General features: G+C 50.0%; 20 protein-coding genes. 10 read left to right on the top strand and 10 right to left on the bottom strand.

The genetic code is table 11. From position 1 onward, the window contains the following. Nucleotides 1-16 precede the first annotated feature (16 nt). From N5910_RS06395 to N5910_RS06385, 3 genes are read right to left on the bottom strand one after another with little or no spacing between them, the layout of a single operon-like run. Entirely contained in the window at nt 17-871 is an 855-nt protein-coding gene (locus tag N5910_RS06395; RefSeq protein WP_084531240.1) for an NAD(+) kinase, read from the bottom strand. Between the two features lie 55 nt (nt 872-926). Continuing rightward, on the bottom strand, nt 927-1,772 hold the full coding sequence (locus N5910_RS06390) for a bifunctional fructose-bisphosphatase/inositol-phosphate phosphatase (protein WP_074359185.1): 846 nt from the start codon (nt 1,770-1,772) through the stop codon (nt 927-929). A gap of 18 nt (nt 1,773-1,790) precedes the next feature. Further along, entirely contained in the window at nt 1,791-2,234 is a 444-nt protein-coding gene (locus N5910_RS06385) for a pyruvoyl-dependent arginine decarboxylase (RefSeq protein ID WP_074359792.1), read from the bottom strand. Between the two features lie 158 nt (nt 2,235-2,392). Here N5910_RS06385 and eif5A point away from each other — a divergent pair, with 158 nt between their 5' ends. From eif5A to ade, 4 genes are all read left to right on the top strand, one after another. Continuing rightward, nucleotides 2,393-2,785, top strand: a complete 393-nt coding sequence (eif5A, locus tag N5910_RS06380; RefSeq protein ID WP_074359184.1) for a translation initiation factor IF-5A — start codon at nt 2,393-2,395, stop codon at nt 2,783-2,785. Between the two features lie 11 nt (nt 2,786-2,796). Then, on the top strand, nt 2,797-3,669 hold the full coding sequence (gene speB / locus N5910_RS06375) for an agmatinase (RefSeq protein ID WP_074359183.1): 873 nt from the start codon (nt 2,797-2,799) through the stop codon (nt 3,667-3,669). A gap of 76 nt (nt 3,670-3,745) precedes the next feature. Beyond that, the gene (locus tag N5910_RS06370; RefSeq protein ID WP_074359182.1) at nt 3,746-4,981 is read left to right on the top strand and encodes an ornithine cyclodeaminase, nickel-pincer nucleotide-dependent; all 1,236 of its coding nucleotides are present in this window, start codon (nt 3,746-3,748) and stop codon (nt 4,979-4,981) included. Next, nucleotides 4,971-6,599 (top strand): adenine deaminase, encoded by a 1,629-nt coding sequence (gene ade, locus N5910_RS06365; RefSeq protein WP_202879488.1) that lies wholly within the window; start codon nt 4,971-4,973, stop codon nt 6,597-6,599. Before N5910_RS06370 ends, ade begins: the two co-directional genes overlap by 11 nt. Before the next feature lie 84 nt (nt 6,600-6,683). On the opposite strand, the gene N5910_RS06360 is transcribed toward ade, so the two are convergent. Next, nucleotides 6,684-7,337, bottom strand: a complete 654-nt coding sequence (locus N5910_RS06360) for a DUF447 domain-containing protein (protein ID WP_261599431.1) — start codon at nt 7,335-7,337, stop codon at nt 6,684-6,686. A 148-nt stretch (nt 7,338-7,485) separates the two neighbouring features. Further along, on the bottom strand, nt 7,486-7,953 hold the full coding sequence (locus tag N5910_RS06355; RefSeq protein ID WP_074359181.1) for a DUF2124 family protein: 468 nt from the start codon (nt 7,951-7,953) through the stop codon (nt 7,486-7,488). 83 nt (nt 7,954-8,036) lie between these two features. Between N5910_RS06355 and N5910_RS06350 the strand changes: the two genes are divergently transcribed. Both N5910_RS06350 and N5910_RS06345 read left to right on the top strand, forming a co-directional pair. After that, nucleotides 8,037-8,597, top strand: coding sequence for a thiamine-phosphate synthase family protein (locus tag N5910_RS06350; protein ID WP_074359180.1), 561 nt, complete (start codon nt 8,037-8,039; stop codon nt 8,595-8,597). Further along, nucleotides 8,597-9,601: an SIS domain-containing protein gene (locus N5910_RS06345; protein WP_074359179.1), complete on the top strand. Its 1,005-nt coding sequence runs from the start codon at nt 8,597-8,599 to the stop codon at nt 9,599-9,601. Before N5910_RS06350 ends, N5910_RS06345 begins: the two co-directional genes overlap by 1 nt. A gap of 118 nt (nt 9,602-9,719) precedes the next feature. Here the strand turns inward: N5910_RS06345 and N5910_RS06340 are convergent, their stop codons facing one another. The 4 genes from N5910_RS06340 to N5910_RS06325 form a co-directional block, all read right to left on the bottom strand. Next, nucleotides 9,720-10,187, bottom strand: a complete 468-nt coding sequence (locus tag N5910_RS06340) for an Hsp20/alpha crystallin family protein (protein ID WP_238337863.1) — start codon at nt 10,185-10,187, stop codon at nt 9,720-9,722. After that, the gene (locus tag N5910_RS06335; RefSeq protein WP_191216057.1) at nt 10,171-11,160 is read right to left on the bottom strand and encodes an NOG1 family protein; all 990 of its coding nucleotides are present in this window, start codon (nt 11,158-11,160) and stop codon (nt 10,171-10,173) included. Before N5910_RS06335 ends, N5910_RS06340 begins: the two co-directional genes overlap by 17 nt. A gap of 64 nt (nt 11,161-11,224) precedes the next feature. Further along, a complete protein-coding gene (locus tag N5910_RS06330) occupies nt 11,225-11,794 on the bottom strand; it encodes a TIGR00296 family protein (protein WP_191216056.1) in 570 nt (189 codons plus the stop codon). A gap of 109 nt (nt 11,795-11,903) precedes the next feature. Further along, nucleotides 11,904-13,271, bottom strand: a complete 1,368-nt coding sequence (locus tag N5910_RS06325) for a TldD/PmbA family protein (RefSeq protein ID WP_261599430.1) — start codon at nt 13,269-13,271, stop codon at nt 11,904-11,906. Between the two features lie 264 nt (nt 13,272-13,535). On the opposite strand from N5910_RS06325, the gene N5910_RS06320 reads away from it, so the two are divergent. From N5910_RS06320 to N5910_RS06305, 4 genes are all read left to right on the top strand, one after another. Further along, complete coding sequence (locus tag N5910_RS06320) at nt 13,536-15,083, top strand: homocysteine biosynthesis protein (protein ID WP_315901934.1); 1,548 nt, start codon at nt 13,536-13,538, stop codon at nt 15,081-15,083. Beyond that, nucleotides 15,080-15,466 (top strand): 4Fe-4S dicluster domain-containing protein, encoded by a 387-nt coding sequence (locus tag N5910_RS06315; protein WP_074359174.1) that lies wholly within the window; start codon nt 15,080-15,082, stop codon nt 15,464-15,466. The genes N5910_RS06320 and N5910_RS06315 overlap by 4 nt, the downstream gene beginning before the upstream one ends. 40 nt (nt 15,467-15,506) lie before the next feature. Next, entirely contained in the window at nt 15,507-16,682 is a 1,176-nt protein-coding gene (locus N5910_RS06310; protein WP_074359173.1) for an FAD-dependent oxidoreductase, read from the top strand. Nucleotides 16,683-16,806: 124 nt separating this feature from the next. Further along, nucleotides 16,807-17,601 (top strand): succinylglutamate desuccinylase/aspartoacylase family protein, encoded by a 795-nt coding sequence (locus tag N5910_RS06305; protein WP_238337862.1) that lies wholly within the window; start codon nt 16,807-16,809, stop codon nt 17,599-17,601. Between the two features lie 107 nt (nt 17,602-17,708). On the opposite strand, the gene N5910_RS06300 is transcribed toward N5910_RS06305, so the two are convergent. Further along, nucleotides 17,709-19,358, bottom strand: a complete 1,650-nt coding sequence (locus N5910_RS06300; RefSeq protein WP_238337861.1) for a pseudomurein-binding repeat-containing protein — start codon at nt 19,356-19,358, stop codon at nt 17,709-17,711. Nucleotides 19,359-19,383 lie beyond the last annotated feature (25 nt).

The raw sequence follows: 19,383 nt of genomic DNA, 5'->3' as shown, positions 1-19,383 counted from the left end.
GGGGCTGGCTGAAGCGTCAGTGGCCCTTGATTGAATCTATACCACCCTCTATTAGTTTTTCACGGACCTTACGGTAGAAGTCCTTACTCAACCTTACAAAATGGGCGCAGCTATCTGATTTCCTGAATATGACCTCATCCATATGGTTTATCTCCTCCTCATACTGGCCGTCAATAACTGCAATGGCCTTCTTTCCCTTCCTGAGTAGTTTGACCTTTATGGTGCTTTTATTTGAGACCACTATGGGCCTCGCGCTGAGCTTAAAGGGGCATATGGGCACTATGAGGAAGGCCTCCACGCGGGGGTCTACTATGGGCCCGCCGGCTGACATGGAGTAGGCTGTGGAGCCGCTTGGAGTTGCGATGATTATACCATCGGCCCTGAGCTCCTCAACGATTTCATCATCCACAGATATTTCAATGTGGAGCATCTTGGCGGGTTTACGCGTCATCATAACCACCTCATTGAGGGCCAATGGCAGTTTACCGTTATGATGGACGCTGAGGAGGGTCCTCTTTTCAACAGCATACTCACCCATCAGGACGTCTTCAAGGGCTGAAAAAACATTCTCAGGGTCTACTTCAGTCAGAAAACCAACAGTGCCCATATTTATGCCCAGTATAGGTATCTCCTTACCCTCTATAAGGCTCTGGGTTCTTAGTATCGTCCCATCTCCGCCGATGGTGACTATCATGTCTGCATCCATGTCCCTTATATCCGCACCATACTCCCTGAGGATGGGGAGTTCCTCTGTGAGTTTAAGGTCGACTGTGAGCTCAACACCCCTGTTGAGGAGAAAGGATGCAACTCTACCTGCAAGCTCAACGGCTTCAGGCATGTCAAAACGGGCAACAAGGCCTATACGCATTATATGACCTCCAGAATCTTTACTGTTTTCTTGTGGCTGGTTGAGGGGCCTGTATGCATTATATGACCTCCAGGGTCTGCATTATTTTTCTGTGAAGGTTAACGTTACCCGCAGCGATAAGGGAGGTTCTTGCCTTGACGTTAAGAAGGCCGTTTATAACTTCCCCCCTTTCATCTGTCACCACACCACCTGCCTCCTCAACGATGAGCTTTGAGGCGGCAATATCAACTATCCTGAGGTTTTCCCTGAGGTCCATGAAGGCGTCATAGGACCCGTTCGCCACGTATGCCAGTTCAAGGGCAACAGAGCCCAGTATACGCATACGGCGTATAACCCGGCATATGTTATCAACCCTTTTGAAGCGGGTGCCGTAGATGAATGCACCGAGAGATGTCCTTTCAAGGGAACTCTGTGATGATGACTCAATCCTTTTATCATTCATGAACGCCCCCTGGCCCCTTATGGCCCAGTAGAGGTCACCCGTTGCAAAGTTCTTAACAAAACCCATCCTGACATCCTTCATTGAGGGGAGGTCGCTTCCAGGAATATATTCTGCAACTGCAATGGATATCCCGTAGAAGGGTATGTTCCTTATGGCGTTGCTTGTACCATCAAGGGGGTCCACCACAAAGATTATCCTGGGCTCATCATCACCGTCCTGGTTTATGTGAAGGACTCCTATCTCTTCACTTATTATTGTAACGGGCCTCATGGTGTTTTCAAGGACACCTATGGCCTCGTCCTCTGCAACGAGGTCTATGAGCTTTGTAGGTGTTCCATCAGCCCCCATTTTGATTATCTCACCTGCATCTTCTGTCCCCACAAGGGGAGCTATGGCCCTCTCAACCTGGTCTGCCATCCGCATGGCAACGCCCTTCCAGTAATAGGTATCTGATTCTTCCATGGAACCCCCTTCCTGGTTTCAGTCAAGGTATACGAGTGCAGATACTGCGGCACCACACCTCTCAACAGTATGATTTATCTCTTCAACTATTAATTCCTTTATTTCAAGGCCCCTCACAGACATCATATACTCAACCATTGATACGGCCTCCCTCCTCACATCCTCAGGGTCCCTGTTCACCCCGGAGTTCTCAACCACACATCCAAAGTCACCGGATGTTGCCGCGGCGATGGCTGCAGATATAAGGTCTCCCCTCCTGTCGGATATCTTCCGGGAGAGGACGCAGTTAACCATTGATCCGGGTTCAAGTTCTGGAAGTTCAACTATCCTGGTGTCCCTTGGAAGTATACTTGACACCCTGATGAGATTGACATCCCCTATCCCTGCTTCAAGGAGTGCGTTGTCAAAGGCATTCAGTCGGGTGGGTCCTTCAGCAGCACCTGATGTTATAGCAACCTTCATGTTCATCACATCGCAAGAGTCTCATCCTTCTATAAGTTTTTATATACATGTCGGCTTACTAAGAGTCTCATCCTTCTATAAGTTTTTATATATGTGCACCAGATTAATAGATATACACTGAACCACCATATCACTCATTTTGACGGAGGTAAAGATAAATGTCAAAGAAAGTAGTTGAAGTTAAGACGCTTAAGGTTGGAAAGTACGTGATCATTGACGGAGAGGCATCAAAGATCACAAACATCTCAACATCCTCCCCTGGTAAGCACGGATCAGCCAAGGCCCGTGTCGAGGCAGTGGGGATATTCGACAACCAGAAGAGGAGCTTCGTAAAACCAGTGGACTCAAAGGTGGACATACCCATAATCGACAAGAGAACAGCACAGGTACTGGCCATAATGGGAGAGGACGTCCAGTTAATGGACCTTGAAAACTATGAGACCTTTGAAACACCAATACCAGATGAACTCCGCGACCAGCTGGTTGAAGGTGTTGAGGTTGAATACATAGAGGCCCTCGGCCAGAGAAAACTCATGAGAACCAAGGGATAGGGCCCTTAAACATGCTTCTACACACACAGAACCCACTGAAATTTGCTTTTTCCACAGAGGACCCTGATAATATTCCGGAGCTTTCCTTCGGAATAATAGGGGTCCCCTTTGATTCCACTGCAACATACCTCCCGGGGACGCGATTCGGTCCCCAAGCCATCAGGGAGGCTTCCTACAGCTTCGAATCATACAACCTCAGGTTTTCAGGTAATGTGAAGCTGAACAGTTTTGATTTTGGTGACGTTAATGTCTCCCACGGTAACTTCAGGTCAACCTCAAAGTTTATCAGGAGCTCTGTTTCTGAGATCCTTGAAATGGGACTCAAACCCATCATACTTGGCGGTGAACACACGGTAACCCTCCCGATGCTTGAAGAGTTCAGTGAAGGGGGGCTCATCCATGACCTTACGGTGATCCACATCGACGCCCACATGGACATGGCCGACACCTATACCGGTGAGAGGTACTCCCATGCCACCGTCATGAGGCGGGTTCATGAACTCCAGCCATCGGGCATACTGCAGCTGGGGGTCCGGTCGGCATCAGAGGAGGAGGTGGAATTCGTCAGGGAGAACGGGATAGAATACCACACAGCCCATGAGATAATGGACAATCCAGAGGGCGCCCTCCGCGCCATCAGGAGGATCAGGGGACCCGTGTACCTTTCCGTGGACATTGACGTCCTTGACCCGGCATACGCACCATCTGTTGGGAACCCCACACCCTGCGGACTCACACCCTTCATCATGGAGGAGCTCACTGCCGCGGCAGCGGAAAAGGAGCTCCTTGGATTTGATGTTGTGGAGGTGGCCTCAGGGACTAGGGGTGATCAGACATCCATAAACGCTGCCAAGATAATCTACGACATCCTCACCATCACCTGAAAACCGGTGAAGCTGCCAGCAGATTTTTATATTCCCCAGTCCAATTCTAACCTATCAAGCTAAAATGGTGTTTGCTATGAATTCTCGAGAGGTGGAACTAAGGGGTCACATAATCGACAGTCTCATACTCCCCAGGGCCCTTGATATAATAATGGATATGGGTGGAGATTTCCAGATACTTGAGATCGAGATAGGTAAAAGGAAATCGGATCCAAGCCATGCAAGGATACTGGTGGAGGCAGAGACACCCACACTTTTAAACAAGATACTTGATGAACTGAGTGAAATAGGGGCCTCCATTGCTGAGATAAAGGAGGTCCAGCTCAGAGAGGCTGAAATGGACAGGGTGCTCCCTGAGGACTTCTACTCAACAACAAACCACCAGACCTTCATATATTATGGTGGTGAATGGGTGGAGGTTGAGGGAATTGAAATGGACTGCATGATAGTGGTTGACCCCAAAACCCGAAGGGCCAGATGCAAACCCATAGGCAGGATAAAAAAAGGCGACCTTGTCGTTGTTGGCAGGGAGGGTATAAAGGTTGTTCCACCCGAAAGGCCCAGGGGGAAGCAGGGCGTCTTTGAATTCATGGGCAGCGATGTTTCAAGTGAAAAGCCCCTGGTAACCACCATAAAAAAGATAGCCTCCGAGATAACTGAGATAAAGAGGCGCGGGGGTAAGATAGGCCTCGTTGGAGGACCTGCAATTGTACACACGGGCTCAGCCCCCGTCATCGCCGAAATGATAAGGGAGGGCTTCATAGATGTTTTATTCGCAGGCAACGCCCTGGCCACCCATGACATAGAAAATGCACTCTACGGCACATCCCTGGGCGTGGACATAGAAAGCGGTGAATCAGTGAGCAGAGGACACAGACATCATATAAACGCAATAAATGAGATAAACCGTGCAGGTTCAATAGGCGATGCCGTGGAGAAGGGTGTTCTAAGGTCAGGGATAATGTATGAGTGTGTTAAGAATAACGTCCCCTTCGTCCTTGCAGGTTCAATAAGGGATGACGGACCACTCCCTGATGTTATAACAGACGTTATAGAGGCCCAGGAGGAGATGAGGAAATACGTCCAGGACCTTGACATGATCATAATGATAGCCACCATGCTCCACTCCATCGCAACGGGCAACATACTCCCATCAAGGGTGAAGACGATATGTGTTGATATAAACCCTGCAACCGTCACCAAGCTATCTGACAGGGGGAGCTCACAGGCCGTGAGTGTGGTGACCGATGTGGGCGCGTTCCTGCCCATCCTCCTCCATGAACTCAAGAAGATGAACAATGATGGGGATTGAATTGATAAGGGGCAACATCCTCAATGTCTTCACAGGTGACATCTACCCCGCTGAGATCGAAATAGAAGATGGAATAATAAGGGCCGTCAGGAGGATAAGGGGGGAGTACGACCACATCATTCTACCCGGATTCATAGATGCCCATGTCCATATTGAGAGTTCAATGCTCACACCATCATCCTTCGCATCCGCAGCGGTACCCCACGGGACGGTGGCGGCTGTCTCAGACCCCCATGAGATAGCAAATGTTATGGGTGTTTCCGGGATCGACTTCATGATATCTGATTCATCAGAAGCACCCATGAGGTTCTACTTCACTGCACCATCCTGCGTACCTGCAACTCCCTTCGAGACAGCGGGTGCAGAGATATCAGCCGGTGAAATAATGGAGCTCCTTGGAAGGGACTCCATCGTCGCCCTGGGGGAGATGATGAACTTCCCAGGGGTGATAGCAGGGGATGAGGAGGTCACAGCAAAGATAGAGGCTGCAAAGGCGATGCGCAAGCCCATTGACGGTCATGCACCCCTCCTCTCAGGGGACGACCTCTGCACATACATCGCCGCAGGCATATCAACCGACCATGAATGTGTGACAGCCACTGAGGCCATTGAAAAAAGGGAGCTCGGCATGAAGATCATGGCAAGGGAGGGTTCAAGTGCAAAGAACCTCAGGGACCTTCTGCCTGCCGGCTGCGATTTCCTGGTATCCGATGACATCCACCCCGGGGATCTTCTGAGGGGGCATTTGGACCTTGCACTCAGGAGGGCGGTTGAGTATGGCGCGGATCCTGTGGAGGCCGTCCAGATGGTAACCATAAACCCTGCATCACATTACCGTCTGGATACAGGCGCCATAGCCCCTGGGATGCATGCAGACCTTGCAGTGGTGGATAACCTGAGGGATTTCACTGTCAGGAGGGTCTACATTGGCGGTGAACTGGTGGCTGCAGACGGCAGATGCACCTACCGGATGAAGAAGTCAGCCCCCATCTCAGTGAACAGGATAAAGGTTAAGGAGTTCAGTGAGGAGGACCTTGAGGTTGAATCCGATGCCGATGAGGTCACCGTCAGGGTGATTGATGTCATGGATGGCCAGATAATCACGGAGGAGTCAAGGGCAGGGCTTGCTGTTGAGGATGGTTTCGTGGCCCCGGATCCATCGGCTGATATACTCAAGGTGTCGGTCATAGACCGTTACGGTAAGGGGAACATTGCAAATGGATTTGTAAGGGGCTTCGGATTAGGGGAGGGTGCCCTTGCATCAACCGTGGCCCATGACTCCCACAACATCATCGTGGTCGGCACTGACTCAGAAAAGATGAAGGGGGCGGTTGACCTTTTAAGGGAAAGTGGAGGCGGACTTGCTGCTCTTTCAGATGACAGATGCATGGTGCTTGAATTACCAGTAGCCGGTCTCATGACAGACAGGGAGGCATCTGAGGTCGCAGAGGAACTTGAAGAGATCAATGATTTTGCATATGAACTTGGATCACGACTTGGAGCACCCTTCATGACAATGTCCTTCCTTTCGCTCCTTGTAATACCTGAACTCAAAATAGGGGATCGCGGACTATTCAGTGTTGATAGGTTTGAATTTGTGGATGTTATTGTTGATTAATCAAGGTGAAACAGAACCTTAATGAGCTAACCATGTTTGAATTTGTGGATGTTATTGTTGATTCATGATCCATGATGAGGGTTTTCACTGGCCAGGCGATTTCCGGTGGTTGACCTTTGATTCAAGTTCTTCAATTATTCTTTTCATAGCCTCCTTCTCCTGGGATCCTCCAACCTTCCGGGCAACCCTGTTCATCTCCCGCACCCTCTCCATGACCTTCACAGGATCAGAGATTTCTGCGCGGGTATACTCGATGAGGGACTCTATAACAGCGTATATCCCCCTGTTAAGCGCGATACGAAACCCATCACCCTTCATGACCTCACGGACCCCTGCCCTGACAATTGAAACCGGGGACTCCCTGAATCTGTCCCTCTTCACAACCTCCCTCACGGATTCCACTTCTGCTGTGAAGAATGCATCGGCACCCTTCAGGTACAGGTAATCCTGGTGCTGGGAGAACATTTCATCATCGAGGTCAGCAAGGGCGGATTCTGTAAAGAGCAGTGGGTCGAGGGTTATGTTAGCGGTGAATCTCCCTGTTTCAAGGATGTTCTGGAGTGTATGTGTCCCGTGGTAAAGATAGAGGGTAACGCTCCTCTTACCGGTGCACAGGACACCGATGGGAGCTGCATTCCCCTTCATGGACTCATCCCAGGTTACAGTGATTGTCTCATACAGTCTTCCCCTCTCCATATCAAGGGCTTCAAGGTCTTCGTATACTCTGTAACGATCCAAGGAAACAACCTCTCATGAGTTATAGGGCCCGGGCTGCAGGGTTCATACCTGTGGATGAACCTAGGTTTGCAGGTTCAATCAGCTGCAGGATTTAATATCTTTTTATATGTACTGGCCCTTAGGGTGTGTGTTCAACAAGCTGCAGGATTTATTCCTGTTTCCTGAGGACAAAACCCTCTATGTCTGCGTTTATGACGCAGTCAAAGTCCAGGAGATCATACCATCCTGCCTTCCTGAACATGTCCATGTAGCAGAGTCCCATGAGCTTGCCATCATCCTTAAGGGCCTTCCCTACCAGTTCCTTAACGTCCTCGATATCTGAGCCTATCCCTGGCATTGAAAGTCCGCCGAGGAGCACCAGCACATCAACCCTCCCCGGGTTGACTTCTCCAAGTTCAACACCGTAATCTGTCAGCTCAAGGGTCCTTGCCCTTTCAAAGTCAGTGGATGGAATGAAAAGGTTCTCCTTATCCCTCACAGCATAGGCAAATAACTGTGCAAAGGGAGTGCATACTCCGGGGACCCCTGCAAATCCTATCCTCTCAGCCTTGGCGGTCTCCTCCCTGAAGACCCCAAGGTGTCCCTTTATACCTCTAAAATCCTTCACCTTCTCCATGAGAAACACCTTTAAGACTTATGGTTATAAATTACCGGTCCACATATAACTATTTTCTGGAAGGTTTCAGATGGAGTGATAGGATGGAGATAGAAAACCTTAAAAGGGCCCTTGAATTACTCTCATCATCGGATGATTTTGGACTGCTGGTCCCTGAGGTCAGATCAAACATTGTAATGGCACGTGAAGGTGCTAAAGACACTGAAGACGTGGCAGCAGTACCCGGGAGAATCACTGAGTTCCGTGGAAAGGCATTTGCATGCCGTGAACCAGAATACGGTGCATCGTCCCACATGGCACGTTTCATACTGACCTTCATGAGACACAGACCGGAAAGGAGGGCAGCCATTAATATTAAGTTCGATGAAAGTATAATCAGGATATGTGAGAAGGCAGGGCTTGTGGTTTCCTGCTATGACAGGAGCAGGGAGCCAGCCAGTGTAAGGGATTCTGAGGGCGGAACCATACCGTGGGGTGTGGAGGAGGCCTTCAGAGACTCAGAGTCACCCCCGGATGTCATATACCACAGGGGAGCCTGGGGTAAGGAACCCATGGTTGTATTGACGGGTAAGGACGCCGTTGAAGTTGCTGAAACCGCCCTTAAGATTGCAGAGGAATACAGGATTCTGATGGAGAGGATTTGATGAAGTATAAAATGTATGATGAGCTCATGGAACAGCCAGAGTCCCTCAGGAGGACGATGAAACTTGAAGGGGAACATATGGACAGCATATCCTCCGATATGGTGGACTGCAGGCACATCTACCTTGTGGGCTGCGGAAGTTCCCTTTCAACATGTTACAGTGCACGCGACGCCCTGTGCATGAACTATGAAACAGCAATCACCGTCATGACAGGGTATGAATTCTACTATCATCAGAAGATCAGTAACAGGGACTCTGCGGTGATATTCACATCACAGTCGGGTGAAACAGCAGATACCCTGGCAGCCCTCAGGAAGGCCAATGAACTGGGCCTTAAAACCATAACGGTTACGAATGAACCTGAAAGCAGCATGGCATCCGAGTCATCCGAGGCCGTGATAACCAGGTGCGGTCATGAGGAGGCCATACTCGGAACAAAGACCTACATGACACAGCTCATGTCCCTCTACAGGATTCTCTTCGGGATGTACAGGGATGAGATGGCTGAAGGGGTGCTCCTGGAACTTGAAAGACTGCCAGTGGAAATTGAAAGGCTCCTCAAGGACACCCGGGACCAGTGCAGGGACCTTGCAGAGGAATATTCCGGTGAGGAAATCTTTTACTGCATGGGGAGCGGCCCCAATTATGGACTGGCATACAAGCTTGCAATGACCATGCTGATGGAGGGGGCCCTTAAACATGCATGTCCCCTCTATTCTGGTGAATTCAGGCATGGACTTATTGAGAGGGTTGAGGCGGGTGTCCCTGTAATATTCCTTGAAGCAGGGTTTCCCGGTGATGAGCTCACATCAAGGGCAATTGCTTTCTGTGAAAAGCTGGGCGCCAGGAACATCGTATTCAGGATGTCTGATTATTCTGATCTTGAATCCATCCTTTCACCCTTCATACTTGCGGTTCCCCTTGAATGGTTTGTCTACTACCTTGCCCATTACAGCGGGGAGGACCCGGGCAGCACAAGGCACATTGGCAAGGTCAGGTACTGATAGCTGCCCCCTTTCCAACGATTTTTATGAAAAAAGCAGTAATAAAAGAATAAGAGATACATGGAGAGTGAAAAGACGGGAAATGACTGAATGAAAAATCTAAAATTAAAGGGTGGGTTTATTCCACCTTGAGGGTCTGTTTCTTTTTGACCTCAACCTTCGGGAGTTCCACGGTAAGGACACCGTTCTCAAATTTGGCTCTGGCATCCTCGACCCTGATCTTTTCAGGCAGCCTCATCTCCCTTCTTGCTTCACCGTACTTCCGTTCCTTCCTGACAAAGTTTGCCTCTTCGACTTCAACTTCCTCTTCGAAGACGGCTGATATTGATATTGAGTCCTCTGTGAGCTCTATGTTTATGTCCTCCTTTTTAACACCCGGCAGATCTGTTTTAATGATTATGGTGTCATCTGTTTCCATGACGTCCATGCTCAGTTTCTCTGGTATTGTCTCGGTGTACTCGGAGATCTTCTTCTCAAACTCCTTCTGCATCTCCTTCATGTTGCTTATCATCTCATCTATCATCTTCTCAGCCATCAGCCTTCTTTTCTCCAGCATGGTCATTGGCTTTTCAAGTTTCTTCTTCATACAAACCCTCCAATCTTTCAATTATCCTGGAGACCCCTCTGCCCTGGAACGCAGAAACCATCAGCGGATCTTCAACTTTATTAATATATTCCTCCAGATACTTAACATTTTCTGCAAGGTCCATCTTGTTGAAAACCGTCACCACAGGAATATCAAAGACACTCCTTATCCCAAGGTAGAGGCTGTACTGACTCTCAAGTGAGTAGCCGCAGGTTTCGGATGCATCGAAGATGAAGAGTATCACATCGGCTATGTTTTCAAGGGCGACCATGGCCTGGAGTTCAATATTGTTCATATCCTCAACAGGGCGGTCAAGGAGTCCCGGAGTGTCGATGACCTGGATCTTCCTCCATTTCCTCTCAAGGTGGCCTATCTGTATACCCTTGGTTGTGAAGGGGTAATCCGCAACCTCTGGCTCGGCACCCGTCAGGGTCCTGAGGAGGGTGGACTTACCAACATTGGGGAACCCGGCAATAACCACGGTGAAGGCATCGAAATCAACGGTTGGCATATTCCTGAGCCTGTTCTTTGCAAAGTCAAGGAAGTCAAGGTCACCCTCAATCCTCTTCACAACCGATGATATCCTTCCAAAGGCCTCCCTCCTCAGCTGGGCAGCATCAGAAGGCTTCGAACGCTTTATACGTGCCATGTAATCTGCTTCAAGCTGATTTAAAATTCCAGCAGCCCAGTTAAGGGCTCCGAGGGATTTTTTAAGTTCATCCACACCGACGGTGACGTCAATGTAGTCCTGGTAGAATTCTGGCAGGGATTCTATATCCGGTATTCTCTTGATGATCATATTCAGACGGTCCCGTATAACCTGACAGGCCGTCTGAACACGGGTTGATTCAATCACCTTGGCCTTCTTCTGGCCTGGTATCTTTGAACTTCTCTTGAGGGAGGCGGCCTTCCTGGCCCTCCTGAATCCCTTATCAAGGAGTTCATCTGTTGTTGGAACTGTTGGTATTATCATAAATCAATCACGCTTCCTGTTAACTGATAAGTATCTTCAGGGATAAGATCTTTATTACAATGCTTTAATTTTCCTCTTCATTGAATATCTGAGCCTGGAACCTGTAAACTCTTGTTTCAGGGTCATAGAAGCAGTCAGGGGGTAGCCCCGCCTTCATGCATGTGTTGCAGAGGAACTCCTCAGCATCCCATCCCCATTCAGGGGCAACCTGGGGGAGGAGGAGTCCGCGGGCCCATCCCCTTTCAACTATCAGTCCATCAACACCCACCCTTATATGTTCAGGGTAATCAGAGGGCCTTTCAACCTCAAGGGGTTCGGGCACGGTGAGCACACTGACCTCAACGGTTATGTCCTCAAGTTCCTCTGGTTCAACCGGAGGGAATCTGGGGTCCCTGGTGGCGGCTGAGATGGCGGCGTCTATCAGTGCCTCTATAAGTGGCTTCACGGGTTCAGGGTAACCTATACACCCCCTAAGAGCCCCATTTTTTTCAAGGGTCACGAAGACACCCCTCTTCTCCATCAGGGTTTCAGGGATGTCTTCATCCAGCTCAAACTTCTCGGAACCCTTTAAGTGTTCTTCAATGGCTCTTCTTGCAATTTTTACCAGTAATTTACCATCCTCTTCTGAAATCATGGAGACACCTGCATCTGGTGATTATCCTTCAAGGGAGCAGGGTGCGCATGGAGAGGGTGCGGCTGAACATGAACTTCCAGAGACCACGTTAATGATCGAACCGGTGAACCTAGCCTGTCCCGCCAACCATGGCATTCATGATCCTTACGTGGGGGCCGCCATCACCAACGGGCACACTCTGCCCTGATTTACCGCAGAATCCGATTCCAAGTTTAAAGTCGGATCCAACACCATCGATGTTTTTGAGGGTCTCAAGGACGTTTCCTGAGAGTGAAACATCCTTCAGAGGTTCCCTGACTTCACCATCCTCTATCCTGAAGGATTCAGCTGCATTGAACTGGAATATCCCCTTACCGGTGTCGACCTGACCTCCACGCGAACCCCTAAGGTAGACCCCGCTCTTCATGTCTTCGATGAGTTCCTCAAAGGATAATTCGCCGGGTTCAAGGTATGTGTTGCTCATTCTGACGATGGGCTGATCGGCTATGGATGAACGGGCATTACCTGAGGGTTCAAGTCCCAGTTTAAAGGAGGTCTCCCTTGAATTCAGGAGTGATTTGAGGATGCCGTCCTCCACAAGGACGGTCCTTGAGGCCCTGACACCCTCAGCGTCATAGGTGTAGCTTCCAAACCCATCCATGGTAGGGTCATCCACCACCGTAACCTCCTCGGAGGCAACATGATCTCCAAGCCTCCCCTCAAGGATGGAGTCACCCTGCAGTATGAGGTCTGCCTCGGCAGCATGTCCTAGGGCCTCGTGTACAAGGACCCCGGTTAGTTCCGGGTCCGTGATTACATTGAAGCGCCCTGATGGGGGTGAACTTGCAGATAGAAGCCGGACAGCCTTTTCACCAACCCTTCTACCGAATTTTTCAATATCCTCAGCCTCAAGGATTTCGAAGCCCCCGGTGCCTCCGCAGCTACCGTGACCGAACTGTATTCCGGTGCCGTCGGAGGCAACCGCGTTGAGGAAGAGGGCGACCTTAACATCACCGGTTTCAATACATGAACCCTCAGAGTTCAGGAACACCGCTGAGCTCTCAAGGTCAACGTAGCTGACGGTGGTGCTCACCACACCATCAATGGATGCTGCCTGATGCGCTTCAAATACAATGTCCCTCTTCTCTTCAGCAGAAACTTCTGATGGGGCCTTAAGGGTTTTGACTGATGTCTCATCCACTTCGGGTCCCAGGGATCCCACCTCCACATCCCCACTGAGGGATCCGGCCATTTTAAGAGCCCTCTCTGCCATCTCATCAATTCTTCCAGGTTCATCCGTGAATGCAAAGCCCCATGAACCGTTTTTAAGTACACGGATCCTGAATCCTGTGTCTGAACCTGATTTAACCTCCTGGAGTTTGCCGTCCTTCAGGAGAATCGAGTTTGTACTTGAATACCCTGCCCTTATATCAACGTATTCCGCGCTTTCATCTATACTCTTGATTATACCTGCAAGTTTATCAATGTCGAGTTCCATTTCCCATCAGCCTTCACACGTTTCTCTTGAATTATCTGTTCACCCAGACTTATGATTCTTTTGCATGGTATGGTAATGATATGCATTTTTTCTGGTTTCGTCATTCTCTTGCTTCCATGTTTCTGCGGTGATTCTGCCAGCCTTATGGCAGTTCGATGGTTTTTGCAATTCTCGCGGTTGCTTACAATAACCTTTTTATAATAAACATTTATATACTATCTAACCAGTATTTTATGATTACAGATAGCACCGGATGTGATTGTATTGAAGACAATTGAGGAGATAAACCAGAAGATCAGGGACGGAGATGCTGTGGTTGTAACTGCGGCAGAGATGACCCGGATAGTGGCCGAGAACGGTCCTAAGGATGCTGCAGATGAAGTGGATGTTGTTACAACAGGTACATTTGGTGCTATGTGTTCATCAGGTGCTTTCCTCAACTTCGGACATTCGGATCCACCCATAAAGATGACCAGGACATACCTCAATGGTGTTGAGGCCTACTCTGGTCTTGCTGCAGTGGACGCATACCTCGGCGCCGCACAGCCAAACCGCGACCCTGAACTGGGACTGGATTATGGGGGAGCACACGTAATAGAGGACCTCATAAGGGGCAGGGAGGTTGAACTGGTTGCAGAGGCCTACGGTACAGACTGCTACCCCCTGAAGAATGTTGAGACACTTATAAGTCTAGACACCATCAACCAGGCGGTCATGGTCAACCCAAGGAACTGCTATCAGAACTATGCTGTTGCGGTTAACTCCACACCCGAGACCCTCCACACCTACATGGGGACCCTTCTTCCAAATTATGGAAACGTGACCTATTCAAGCGCAGGTGAACTTAGCCCTCTGATAAACGATCCCTACTTCCAGACCATAGGTACAGGGACCAGGATTTTCCTCTGCGGCGCCCAGGGTTACGTGGTGGGTGAGGGCACCCAGCACTCAACGGTGGGGGACAGGAGGAACGGTGTACCGGTCTCGGCATCAGGCACACTCATGCTCAAGGGTAACATGAAGGAGATGGACCCTGAATATGTGCGTGGAGCCACAATGCCAAGGTACGGGCCGACGCTCTACGTCGGTGCAGGGATCCCCATACCGGTACTCAATGAGGACATAGCCGCTGCAACAGGAATCTCAGATGAGGATATAGTCTGCAGGGTTATTGACTACGGCGTCCCCAGGAGGTCCAGGCCGGTTGTCATGGAGACCAATTACAGGGAACTCAAGACCGGTAAGATAGAGATAAACGGCGTGGAGGTTCCAACATCCCCACTGTCATCAATCAGGAAGGCCCATGAAATTGCAGAGGAACTTAAGTCATGGATTGAGAGGGGCGAGTTCCTCCTCACCGAGCCCGTTGAGAACATACCATCAAGGGGATGCTCCACAAAGCCCCTTGAGATAAGAAAGCCATCCATTATGGTGAGGGAACTTGAAAGCAAGCCCGTCATAATAACACACGAGGATGACAGACTCAAGGGCGTGGCGAGGAAGATGGTTGAAAACAACATCAACCACATACCCGTCGTTGACAGTGAGGGTATCCTGAAGGGTATAGTGACATCCTGGGACATTGCAGACGCGGTTGCAAGGGGCAAAACAAGGCTTAGGGATGTGATGACCCGCAAGGTAATCGTGGCAGGGGAAAATGAACCCGTTGATGTCGTGGCGCGGAGGATAGATAAATATAACATCTCAGGTCTGCCAATAGTTGATGAAGAGAACCGTGTTAAGGGAATAGTAACAGCCGAGGATATATCAAGGCTTATTGGAAAGATAGAGAACAGGGGAGAGTCAATATGAAGGCATGGCTTAAATTCTCACCGAGGATTGTTAACAAGTCAATAATCTCAGAGGCCATAAAGAAGTATGACATTGACTTCAACATCCTCAGGGCCAACATCACACCCCGGGGAGGTAAGATGCTGGTTGAGATCAGCGGCCCTGATGAGGGAAAGGGGATCAAATTTATAGAGGAGGCTGGAATCGAAGTACAGCCCGCCATGAGGGTTGTTAAGAAGGACAGGGATAAATGTGTGGACTGCGGTGCATGCCTCTCACTGTGCCCTGTAAACGCCATATGCATGGAGGACGACTGGGAAGTGAAAATCGATGACCAGAAATGCATCGGCTGCAGTTTCTGCGTGAACTCATGTCCAACAAAGGCCATAATGCTCTTTGAATAAATTCGTAACATTTTTTTATTTCTGGACCGGGGAATGCTGAATGGTTTTAATAGTTGGCTCGGGTGCTGCGGGTGCAACAGCAGCCAGGGAACTTGCATTCAGGGGCTTTGATGTAACGGTCATTGAAAGGGGTCCATGCATTGAGGATAGGGACGCCTTCAGGTGCTACGATGAAAGTACAGGAACCCCAGACCTCCTGAGCACAAGCTGTGTTGGCGGATCAACCCTTGTCGCCGCCGGAAACGCTGTAAGGGTACTTGAAGACCGCCTCAAGGACTATGGTGTTGATATCAGCAGGGACCTTGACGCCCTTGAAGGGGAACTGGGGGTGTCTGAGCTGCCCGAAACCCATATCGGTAGAGGCACAAGGCTAATCATGGATGCTGCGGAGTCAATGGGCATCAGGGTAAGGAGGATGCCCAAATTCATAAGGCCATCCGAATGTAAACCCTGTGGTAAATGTTCCTTCGGCTGTCCCAGGAGTGCCAAGTGGTCGGCGAGGGAGTTCATTGTTGAGGCAGTGGAGCATGGGGCTGAACTTGTCACAGGGACTGAAGTAACTGGTATTATAGTTGAGGATGGTGCCGTAAGGGGCGTTACGACATCAGGGGGCAGTTTCTATGATGAAAGGGTTATTCTGGCAGCCGGGGCAATTGAAACACCACGGCTCCTTATGGGGGCAGGTATAGGTGCAGGTAAAACATTCTTCATGGACACATTCATAACCGTGGGGGGCCTCCTTGATGATGTGGGGTTCTGTGATGAGCTGCAGATGGCTGCCCTCATTGAAATGGAGGACTTCATATTATCACCCCACTTCTCAACCCTCCTCTTCCCTGGGGAGATGAAGAGGAGCGTTCTTGGCCTGATGGTCAAGATCGCGGATGAGGCCTCTGGCCGTGTTGAACCAGACAGGGTGGTGAAACACCACACTGAAGCCGATGTGAAGCACCTCTCTGAGGGGGCTGCCCTTGCAGGTTCAGTCCTTGTTGCTGCAGGTGTAAGGCCGGACACACTGAGGTCAACACATCCAAGGGGCGCCCACCCCGGTGGAACAGCACCCATAGGCCGTGTTGTGGATGAGAACCTTGAAACTTCTCTGCAAGGCCTCTTTGTGGCTGATGCGAGCGTTCTACCCGAGGCACCTGGCGCGCCCCCGATACTTACAATAATGGCACTTGCAAGGCGACTTGCACGCCATATTTCATCAGATTAGTTTTTTATGGGGCATCATCAAAATTGGATCCCCAACACTCCATTTCATCCAGCAGGGGACACTGCCAGACCAGCATCAAAGATTATAAGTTTGATAAAAAATAGAGGATATATAAGGTGAAAGGATGAAATGGAAAATTTTAAAACCCTTAACGCTGGCCTTTGCACTCATAATGCTTTTTTCAAATGTACAGCTTGCAGCGGCCCTCCAGACAGAGATAATATACACGGGTACCGGGGGAGATGTGGCAAGGAACTATTATGTCAAAAAGTATTCCCCGAAGACTTCGTTAACATCCCAGGTCTTCCAGGAGGCCAGGAAGGGAACCCCCATGTTCGTGTTTGGTAATGGCAGCGGAAGAAAGGTTATAATTGTTGCAGGGGTCCACGGTAACGAGCTCCCTGCATCAATCGCTGCGGTTAAACTTATAAATTACCTTTCGGGCAGGAAGATCAACGGCACAGTCTACGTTGTCCCCTTCCTGATACCATCATCCACTGCAAGGAGTTACAGGTACTGGAATGGCAAAAACCCCAACAGCATAGCCAATATCCCGGGCACACCCACAGGCAGGATAGTCCAGATTGCACGTGAGAGGAACGTGAAGGCTGTGGGGGACTTCCACTCAACAAGGCCCGGAGGCGTACCCGGCCGGACATCCATCCTCTGCACGAGGAGACCAACATATGAAAGCTACACCATGGCATCCTATATGAGCCGCTACAGTGCTTCAGCACTCATACCGTCACAGTTTGCAGGCAGGGACTATCCAGGGGCCCTTGAGGATGTCTGCAACCTCCAGGGGATACCTGCAGTGACCGCTGAGGTCAGATCACCCCATGGCTATGCATCATCAACCACCGTTGCGAAATCCTACAGCCAGATGATAGGGTTTCTGAAGTATAACAGGATAATTTAAACATGATGGTGACGGGAGGCGGATTAGTTCCTGAAGTATAACAGGATAATTTAAACTCTTTTTTGAGTCATGGGGTCCCTATTTGGTGTTAACCATGAAAAAATAAATTATGTGAAGATGTCCCTGATGAAATCAAGGGCCCTGTCGATGAGGCTTTCACCCATCTTCACGGATGATGGGAACACCATTTTGCTCCTTTCTGTGTGGTTCTGTATTATCTCCGCGAAGATGAGGGTGTAGTCATCCCTGCTGAGCCTTTTATCCCCCACCTGGACGTATGATGGAAGTCTCCTGTTGGTCCTTGCAAACTCATAGACCCTCCTTGCCACGTCACGGTACTCTGACCTTGACAGTGTCCCTGTATAGGTGCTCTCCATGCTTCCCGGGGCGTCGGATATTGTGGTGGTGTTCCTCTTTATGGGCAGCCCTGCGATGTACTGCGATGAAAGATAAACCCATTCCTCTCTCTTCATCAGGGGTTTAGTCCCGTTCACTATGCGCCTTGCGTCACATGAGAGGCCTGTGGGGTCTACCTCATGCCTTGCCACGTATCCTGATGAGTTAAGGCTCCTCAGATGCTCTCCATCTGCAGAATAGGCGTAATCTATGAGTTTACCTGCAATCATACGTGGTCTCTGGTCCTGGGCAACGGTTTTCGGTTCAATCAGCAGTATGCCGGCATCCTGGAGGTACCTGGCAGGGTTGTTGATACCTGCAAAGTAAACATTTGAGAAGTTGTCGTCCCAGGCCCTGGCAAGGTAACCGGTTGAGGCAAGGTTAAGGCTTCCATAGTTCACGTATACAACACCATCAAGGTCTGAGGCATATGACCTCAGGTAACCGGTCTTTATACCTGATATGGTGCTGTGCATTGTACCGGCACATGCTGCGGCTATGTAGACCGCAAGGGACCCTGGAGGAGCATTCTTTATGGCCCTATCCGCTTCCCCTGGTGCCGGTGATTTCTGGTCAAGGATAACCGTCGCTGAACCCCCTATCTCCCTCTTGATGGCCTCCATGAAGGATTTTCCATTAACACCGTTCAGGTTGTCTGAGCTTATATAGATTTTCTCAGGGTCCCCTGAGGCGTAACGGTTCATTATAACGGATGTGGTCTGCCTTGAGGATGACCAGAGAGCTGTGCCGTTTACGGTAACGGTGTCCGATAACCTGAAGGTTGCATTCTTCCAGAGTGTCATTGCAACCGGGAGGAGGGGTCCTGGAGCGGTGACAACGGTTTTAGAGTCCCTCTGAAGGGCCCTGAGGGTTGCTGAGTCGCTGCCATACCAGACCCTCTGCCAGGGAACTCCAAGTCCCCTGAGGGATGATGCAGGCACCCTGGACTCGGGGGCGCAGACGATTATCCTGGATGGCTTCAGACGCTTTATCTGGGTCCTGGTTGCTGATGGCATGGTCTTCCCGGTTACAAGCAGAGGGGCATCATTTCTGATGGCAATGTATGCCGCTGAAACTTCATTCCCGGTTCCAAGGACCACCACATTGCTTTTCTTCCAGTAAACTGCAAGGGATGATGTCCTTGCAGGTATCCTTGTGCCTTTAATCTTAAGGTCACCGACAACGACCACGTCCTTCCCCTTCAGGTGCTTCTGCACGGACTTCTCAGGAGTGTAACTGCTTAAAACAAGGGGGCTGCCTGTATGGGCTGCTGCGGGAGCCGTTATGATTGCATGGGATGGGTCGGTTACGAATACAGCTGCAGATGCCGGAGAAACCAGAAAGATGAATGCAATGAGCATGGCAGCTGCCTTCAGTGCTTTTATA

This window comes from Methanothermobacter wolfeii, assembly GCF_025397995.1.
In the GTDB taxonomy this organism is placed as follows: domain Archaea; phylum Methanobacteriota; class Methanobacteria; order Methanobacteriales; family Methanothermobacteraceae; genus Methanothermobacter; species Methanothermobacter wolfei.
Note: the sequence above shows the minus strand (reverse complement) of the source record. Positions and strands in the feature narration are given on the sequence as shown.

Excerpts from the sequence above, each read along its gene's own strand:
- N5910_RS06340 (WP_238337863.1), bottom strand. The coding sequence starts at position 10,187 with ATGAAGAAGAAACTTGAAAAGCCAATGACCATGCTGGAGAAAAGAAGG.
- N5910_RS06300 (WP_238337861.1), bottom strand. The coding sequence starts at position 19,358 with ATGCTCATTGCATTCATCTTTCTGGTTTCTCCGGCATCTGCAGCTGTA.
- N5910_RS06315 (WP_074359174.1), top strand. The coding sequence starts at position 15,080 with ATGAAGGCATGGCTTAAATTCTCACCGAGGATTGTTAACAAGTCAATA.
- N5910_RS06350 (WP_074359180.1), top strand. The coding sequence starts at position 8,037 with ATGGAGATAGAAAACCTTAAAAGGGCCCTTGAATTACTCTCATCATCG.
- N5910_RS06385 (WP_074359792.1), bottom strand. The coding sequence starts at position 2,234 with ATGAAGGTTGCTATAACATCAGGTGCTGCTGAAGGACCCACCCGACTG.
- N5910_RS06305 (WP_238337862.1), top strand. The coding sequence starts at position 16,807 with ATGAAATGGAAAATTTTAAAACCCTTAACGCTGGCCTTTGCACTCATA.
- N5910_RS06330 (WP_191216056.1), bottom strand. The coding sequence starts at position 11,794 with ATGATTTCAGAAGAGGATGGTAAATTACTGGTAAAAATTGCAAGAAGA.
- N5910_RS06345 (WP_074359179.1), top strand. The coding sequence starts at position 8,597 with ATGAAGTATAAAATGTATGATGAGCTCATGGAACAGCCAGAGTCCCTC.
- eif5A (WP_074359184.1), top strand. The coding sequence starts at position 2,393 with ATGTCAAAGAAAGTAGTTGAAGTTAAGACGCTTAAGGTTGGAAAGTAC.
- N5910_RS06355 (WP_074359181.1), bottom strand. The coding sequence starts at position 7,953 with ATGGAGAAGGTGAAGGATTTTAGAGGTATAAAGGGACACCTTGGGGTC.
- N5910_RS06390 (WP_074359185.1), bottom strand. The coding sequence starts at position 1,772 with ATGGAAGAATCAGATACCTATTACTGGAAGGGCGTTGCCATGCGGATG.
- ade (WP_202879488.1), top strand. The coding sequence starts at position 4,971 with ATGGGGATTGAATTGATAAGGGGCAACATCCTCAATGTCTTCACAGGT.
- N5910_RS06370 (WP_074359182.1), top strand. The coding sequence starts at position 3,746 with ATGAATTCTCGAGAGGTGGAACTAAGGGGTCACATAATCGACAGTCTC.
- N5910_RS06310 (WP_074359173.1), top strand. The coding sequence starts at position 15,507 with ATGGTTTTAATAGTTGGCTCGGGTGCTGCGGGTGCAACAGCAGCCAGG.
- N5910_RS06335 (WP_191216057.1), bottom strand. The coding sequence starts at position 11,160 with ATGATAATACCAACAGTTCCAACAACAGATGAACTCCTTGATAAGGGA.
- N5910_RS06325 (WP_261599430.1), bottom strand. The coding sequence starts at position 13,271 with ATGGAACTCGACATTGATAAACTTGCAGGTATAATCAAGAGTATAGAT.
- speB (WP_074359183.1), top strand. The coding sequence starts at position 2,797 with ATGCTTCTACACACACAGAACCCACTGAAATTTGCTTTTTCCACAGAG.